Origin of the sequence: Streptomyces sp. NPDC032472, from assembly GCF_040636955.1 — a bacterium.
Taxonomy (GTDB): domain Bacteria; phylum Actinomycetota; class Actinomycetes; order Streptomycetales; family Streptomycetaceae; genus Streptomyces.
Genome location: NZ_JBEZVK010000163.1, coordinates 1 through 4,744 on the forward strand (window position 1 = coordinate 1; position 4,744 = coordinate 4,744).

At 74.6% G+C, this 4,744-nt stretch carries 7 protein-coding genes; 5 read left to right on the top strand and 2 right to left on the bottom strand.

Annotated features, from left to right (window positions below):
* The first annotated feature begins 207 nt into the window (after positions 1-207).
* On the top strand, positions 208-612 hold the full coding sequence (locus AB0F11_RS37515; protein ID WP_362184217.1) for a DUF6153 family protein: 405 nt from the start codon (positions 208-210) through the stop codon (positions 610-612).
* Positions 613-757: 145 nt separating this feature from the next.
* Positions 758-1,420 carry a DUF305 domain-containing protein gene (locus AB0F11_RS37520; RefSeq protein WP_362184220.1) on the top strand — a complete coding sequence of 221 codons (663 nt, stop codon included), beginning with the start codon at positions 758-760 and terminating at the stop codon, positions 1,418-1,420.
* Between the two features lie 74 nt (positions 1,421-1,494).
* Here the strand turns inward: AB0F11_RS37520 and AB0F11_RS37525 are convergent, their stop codons facing one another.
* A complete protein-coding gene (locus tag AB0F11_RS37525) occupies positions 1,495-2,340 on the bottom strand; it encodes an alpha/beta hydrolase (RefSeq protein WP_362184223.1) in 846 nt (281 codons plus the stop codon).
* A gap of 73 nt (positions 2,341-2,413) precedes the next feature.
* Between AB0F11_RS37525 and AB0F11_RS37530 the strand changes: the two genes are divergently transcribed.
* Positions 2,414-2,911 (top strand): MarR family transcriptional regulator, encoded by a 498-nt coding sequence (locus tag AB0F11_RS37530; RefSeq protein ID WP_362184226.1) that lies wholly within the window; start codon positions 2,414-2,416, stop codon positions 2,909-2,911.
* Between the two features lie 47 nt (positions 2,912-2,958).
* On the top strand, positions 2,959-3,705 hold the full coding sequence (locus AB0F11_RS37535) for a hypothetical protein (RefSeq protein WP_362184229.1): 747 nt from the start codon (positions 2,959-2,961) through the stop codon (positions 3,703-3,705).
* Positions 3,706-3,739: 34 nt separating this feature from the next.
* Here the strand turns inward: AB0F11_RS37535 and AB0F11_RS37540 are convergent, their stop codons facing one another.
* Positions 3,740-4,072, bottom strand: coding sequence for a helix-turn-helix domain-containing protein (locus tag AB0F11_RS37540; protein WP_362184232.1), 333 nt, complete (start codon positions 4,070-4,072; stop codon positions 3,740-3,742).
* Positions 4,073-4,248: 176 nt separating this feature from the next.
* Between AB0F11_RS37540 and AB0F11_RS37545 the strand changes: the two genes are divergently transcribed.
* The gene (locus tag AB0F11_RS37545) at positions 4,249-4,635 is read left to right on the top strand and encodes an STAS domain-containing protein (protein ID WP_362184235.1); all 387 of its coding nucleotides are present in this window, start codon (positions 4,249-4,251) and stop codon (positions 4,633-4,635) included.
* Positions 4,636-4,744 lie beyond the last annotated feature (109 nt).

Below are 4,744 nucleotides of genomic sequence, written 5' to 3' on the forward strand. Positions count from 1 at the left end.
CGGCCCCGGCCCCGGCCCCCACCCCGCCGCCGGTCCCCCACCACCGCGAGACGTCCCCCCCCCACTGACGGTCCGGCCCCCGCCCCCGCCTCCGGCCGGCCGCATCCGGGGCTCCGGCCGGGGCGGGAGGCAGGGCGCGCCGGGCGCGCCGCGCGGGTCGGGTCGGCCACGGCGTGGATCGCGGGGCCGGGGCCGTACGATGTGGGCGTGACCTTTGCCGCGCAGCCGACGAGCCGCCGCCCCGCCGGGCGCGGCTTCGTGCTGCTGGTGCTGGTCGTCCTGGCCGGCGTACTCGGCATGCACGCCCTCTCCCCCGCCCCGGCCACCGCTGCGGCTTCTGCTTCGGCTTCGGCTCATCACGGCGCGCACGCCGCCTCCGTGTCCGAGCACGACGAGGGCTGTGCGCATCCCGACGGGGGTTCCGGCCACCTCGAACACGCCGACGGGACCTGCGCCGCGGCCGGGACCGTCTCGGCCTATGCGCCCCCGGCCCTGACCGCCGCCCTCGTCGAGGCCACCGCGCTGCCCCCGCTCGCCGGGACGGCACCGCGGTCGGCGCTGAACGGCCGGGCTCCGCCCGATCTGGCCGAATTGCAGCTCCTGCGGATCTAGAGCAGCCCGCGCGGCCCGCCACGCCCCGAGCCCCGACGTCCCCGACGTCGACCGGGGGCGGCGCCGTGCCCGCGGACACCTCTCCATCCGTACCCCGCGCACGCCCCCGTACCGGGAAGGCTGCGCACCAAGGAGCCACCTCACCATGAGCAGCAAGCGTTCCCTCGTCCGCCGTACCGCCGCCCTCGTCGCCGCGGGGGCAGCCGCCCTCGTGCTGGCGGCCTGCGGCACGGACCAGGGCAGTGACAACTCCGTCGGCCACAGCGGCGCGCACGCCGGCGGCAGCACCGCCCCGTCCGCTTCCGCGCCGGCTTCCGCCCCCGCCCCGCAGGGCGGGCACAACGCGGCGGACGCCGCCTTCGCCAAGGGGATGATCCCGCACCACCGCCAGGCGGTGGAGATGGCGGACCTGGCGGCCACGCGCGCCGAGTCCGGCGAGGTGAAGAAGCTCGCCGAGGACATCAAGAAGGCCCAGGACCCGGAGATCAGGACCCTGTCCGGGTGGCTTTCCTCGTGGGGCGAGCAGGTGCCCGCCGAGGGCGCCATGGACCACTCCGCGCACGGCGCCTCCGGTGCGGGCGGGATGATGAGCGCCCAGGAGATGGACCGGCTGAAGGGCGCGTCCGGGAAGGCCTTCGACACCGCCTTCATGGAGCTGATGATCAAGCACCACGAGGGCGCCGTGGCGATGGCCAGGACGGAGCAGGCCGAGGGTGCCTTCCCCGAGGCCAAGACGATGGCCGAGGCCATCGTCACCTCCCAGTCCGCCGAGATCGCGCAGATGAACAAGCTCCTCGGCAAGGGCTGACGGGCTGACGCGTGACGCCCGGGTGCGGGTGCCTCCGCGGCGCCCGCACCCGTGGCGGCCGCCGCGGCCGCCGCTCACCTCAGGAAGGCGGCGATGCGGTCGTGCGCCTCGGCGGGGATCTCCGTGGGCAGGGCGAAGTGGCTGAGCTGCGGCAGCGTTTCCACCTGCGCGTGCGGGACCGCGCGCAGGGCACGGGCCTCGACGTCCGCCGCGCGGTGGACGGCGCTCCGTCCGGCGAGCAGGACCAGCAGCGGCGCCCGCAGCGGCGAGGGGTCCGGGCGCCGGCCCACCACGGGTCGACGGCGGCCCGCGGACGCCTCGGCCGCGAGGGCGTACAGCCGCTTCCACCCCGGGTCGGTGTCCGTGCCGGCGGTCTCGCGGTCCAGGTAGGCGAGCGCGCGGGCCGCCGTCGGCCGTACGAGCACGGGCAGCGACCGCAGCAGGAACGCCGGGCGGAATCCGGCGAAGCACTGCGTGGGGTCGAGCAGCACCATCCGGTCGACGCGGTGCGGGCTGTGCAGGGCGTACGTGAGGGCGATCCAGGCGCCGTAGGAGTGCCCCAGCAGGTGGACCCGGCCGAGGCCCAGGGCGTCGAGCAGCGCGTCGAGCCACGCCATCAGATCGGCGGGGGTGCGCAGCGGGAGCCCGGCGGGGACGCTGCGGCCGGTGTCGCCGAGGATGTCGACGGCCAGGATCCGGTGGCCGTCGCCGAGGGCTTCGGCGGTCCGGAACCAGACGGTCCCGGTGGCGCCGCCGCCGTGCAGGAGGAGCAGCGGCGGGGCGTCCTCGGGGCCGCAGGCGTGGACGCGGGTGGTCCCGTACGGGGTCGGGACGTCCAGCTCGTCGGTGTCGGCGGGCCAGCGGGCGAGCAGGGCGTCGTAGGCGGCATGGAACGCGGCTTCGGCGGTGGAAGGGGGCACGGCTCCTCCGGACACGGGTAGGGCAAGGATCACCATTTTGACGAGTTCTCTCGCTGAGCGAGATACTAGCCGAGTGAGCAATGACACTTCCCCCGAGATGCGGCTGGTCCACCTCCTGCGTGCGTTGACCGTGGAATTCGACCTTCGCGGCGCGGAGTTCGCGGCCGCGCACGGCCTGCACCCGACCGACCTGCGGGCCCTGATCTGGCTGCTGGACGCCGCGCGGGCCGGGACGAAGGCGACTCCGGGACGGCTGGGCGACGCGCTGCGGATGAACTCCGCGGGCGTGACGGCCCTGGCGGACCGGCTGGAGCGACTGGGGCTGGTCCGCCGGGAGCGGGACGGGCAGGACCGGCGCCGGGTGCTGCTGACGGTGGAGCAGAAGGCGGTCGAGCTCGGCTGGGCCTTCTTCGGCCCGCTCATCGGGGACCTGGTCGCCGCGGCCGAGGACTTCACCCCGGCGGAACTGGACGTCGTCCACCGCTATCTGAGCGCGGCCCTGTGCGCGGCGGCGGCGGATCCCGCCGCTTCCGACTCCAGTACAGGGGAGGCGGAACCGGACATGGCTTGAAATGCGTTGTTTCCCCGGGGAGCCGACCGACTTGGAGGGGACGACACATGGGGCTGACCGAAGGGACCACGGACCGGGACCCCCGGGGCCCGGACGGGGCGTGGCCGGGCTTTCACTCGAAGCCGTCCCCTTACGACGAGCCCGGTCACCGCCTGGTCTTCCCGGCTCCGGTGTCCGCGCAGCTGAGGGCCCTCGCGGACGAGGTCGTGGCTGCCGACTGGCCGGTCCGGCTGGCGTTCCGGAGCTCGCGGATCACGCTGCTCGACACGCTCTGCCGGTGGCAGACCCTGCGCACGCTCGCCTACCTGCACGTCCTGGCCTCCGGTGCGGCGCAGGACCCGGCACTCCTCGACGACCTACGGGTGGTTCCCGGCCGGGACACCGCCGCCGATCCCGGGGTGCCCGAGCTGCTGGCCCGGCTGGAGCGGACGGCCGCGGACCTGCCGGCGGAGCTGCGCGACGCGGTCGTCCGCGAGGGCGGCGGACTGCTCGCCGGCAACCGGTTCGCGGCCTCGGTCGTGGCCGCCGGGCTCACCTCCGACTCCCGCCCGTCGGACGTGGACGAGGCCGTCTCGCGGTCGGTGGTCCTGTCCGCCTACTGGTACGAATCCCCCGCCCAGCGGGGCGGCCTCGCGCTCGCGTGGAGCGCCAACCTGTTCGTGCGCTCCTGGCTGTGGTGGTCCGCGAGCTTCACGTACGGCGACCCGGCGGGCGGCATCGGCATCACCAGCGACCCGCGGCCGCCGCGCCCCGCCGCCCGGGACCTGCCGGGCTGGGCGGCGCCCCTGCTGTGACGGGGCCGCTGCCGTGACGGGAAGGGCGGCGGAGTCAGCCGGGCTGCGTGGCGCTGTCGTGGTGCTGGGGGGACAGGAGTGCCAGGAGGCCCGCGATCTCGTGGCCCGCTTCGGCGGGGTGGCGGAAGAGGGAACCGGGGACGATGCCGTAGCGGTTGCGACGGCCGTCGTCGGTGCGGGATTCGCGCGTGAGGTACCCGGCCTCCTCGAGGTCCGCGATGATCGCCTGGACGGTCCGTTCGGTCACCCCGCAGGTCAGGGCGACATCGCGGAGCCGTATGCCCGGGTCGCGGGAGATGGCGAGCAGGACGCGGGCGTGGTTGGTGAGGAAGGTCCACTCCGAGCGCTGAGCACGCACATGTCGCATACACCTAGTCTGCCCCTATTGGTACCGGGATGCGATCATACGCGGCGATTTTCAGGTAATTATTGACGTATAAGGGACGGCTGTTCACAATGCTGTCCAGGCACCACATTCGGTCCTGGAGGGGGCATATGAATCCCTTCACCACAGCCGTCCGACCGGCGTCCGCATCTCCGTCCGTGTCGGCGCCGCGCCCGGTCGAGGACCTCGAGGACCCCGGCCTCGGCATCACCGTGACGTCATCCGTGAGCGGAGTCGTGGTCATCGCCGTCAGCGGCGAGATCGATCTGCACAGCGCCGTGCACCTGAGGCAGGCCCTGGCGGCCGCCCTGGCCGGCAGCCGGGGCCGGTGCGAGATCGCCCTGGACCTGTCCGCCGTCACCTTCTGCGACTGCTCCGGCCTGAACGCCCTGCTGCGTGCCCGTCGCCGGGCTCGGCGCGAGCGTGTCTCCCTGACCATCAGCGCGGCCGCTCCGCCGGTCAGCCGCCTGCTGGAACTGACCGGCACGGCCGCCCTCTTCGACGGCCGGCCCGCGCCGGACCTGGGCGCTGCGGCGGGCGCCTGAGGTACGGGCCGGGCTGCGCCCGACCCCCTTGGGCTCCGCCCCAGACCCCGGGGGGGGGGGGGCGGCGGGGGGGGCAAAGACCACACCCCCCCCCAAAAAAAAGAACGCA

Coding starts and splice junctions, on each gene's coding strand:
- AB0F11_RS37520 (WP_362184220.1), top strand. CDS start 758: ATGAGCAGCAAGCGTTCCCTCGTCCGCCGTACCGCCGCCCTCGTCGCC.
- AB0F11_RS37535 (WP_362184229.1), top strand. CDS start 2,959: ATGGGGCTGACCGAAGGGACCACGGACCGGGACCCCCGGGGCCCGGAC.
- AB0F11_RS37540 (WP_362184232.1), bottom strand. CDS start 4,072: ATGCGACATGTGCGTGCTCAGCGCTCGGAGTGGACCTTCCTCACCAAC.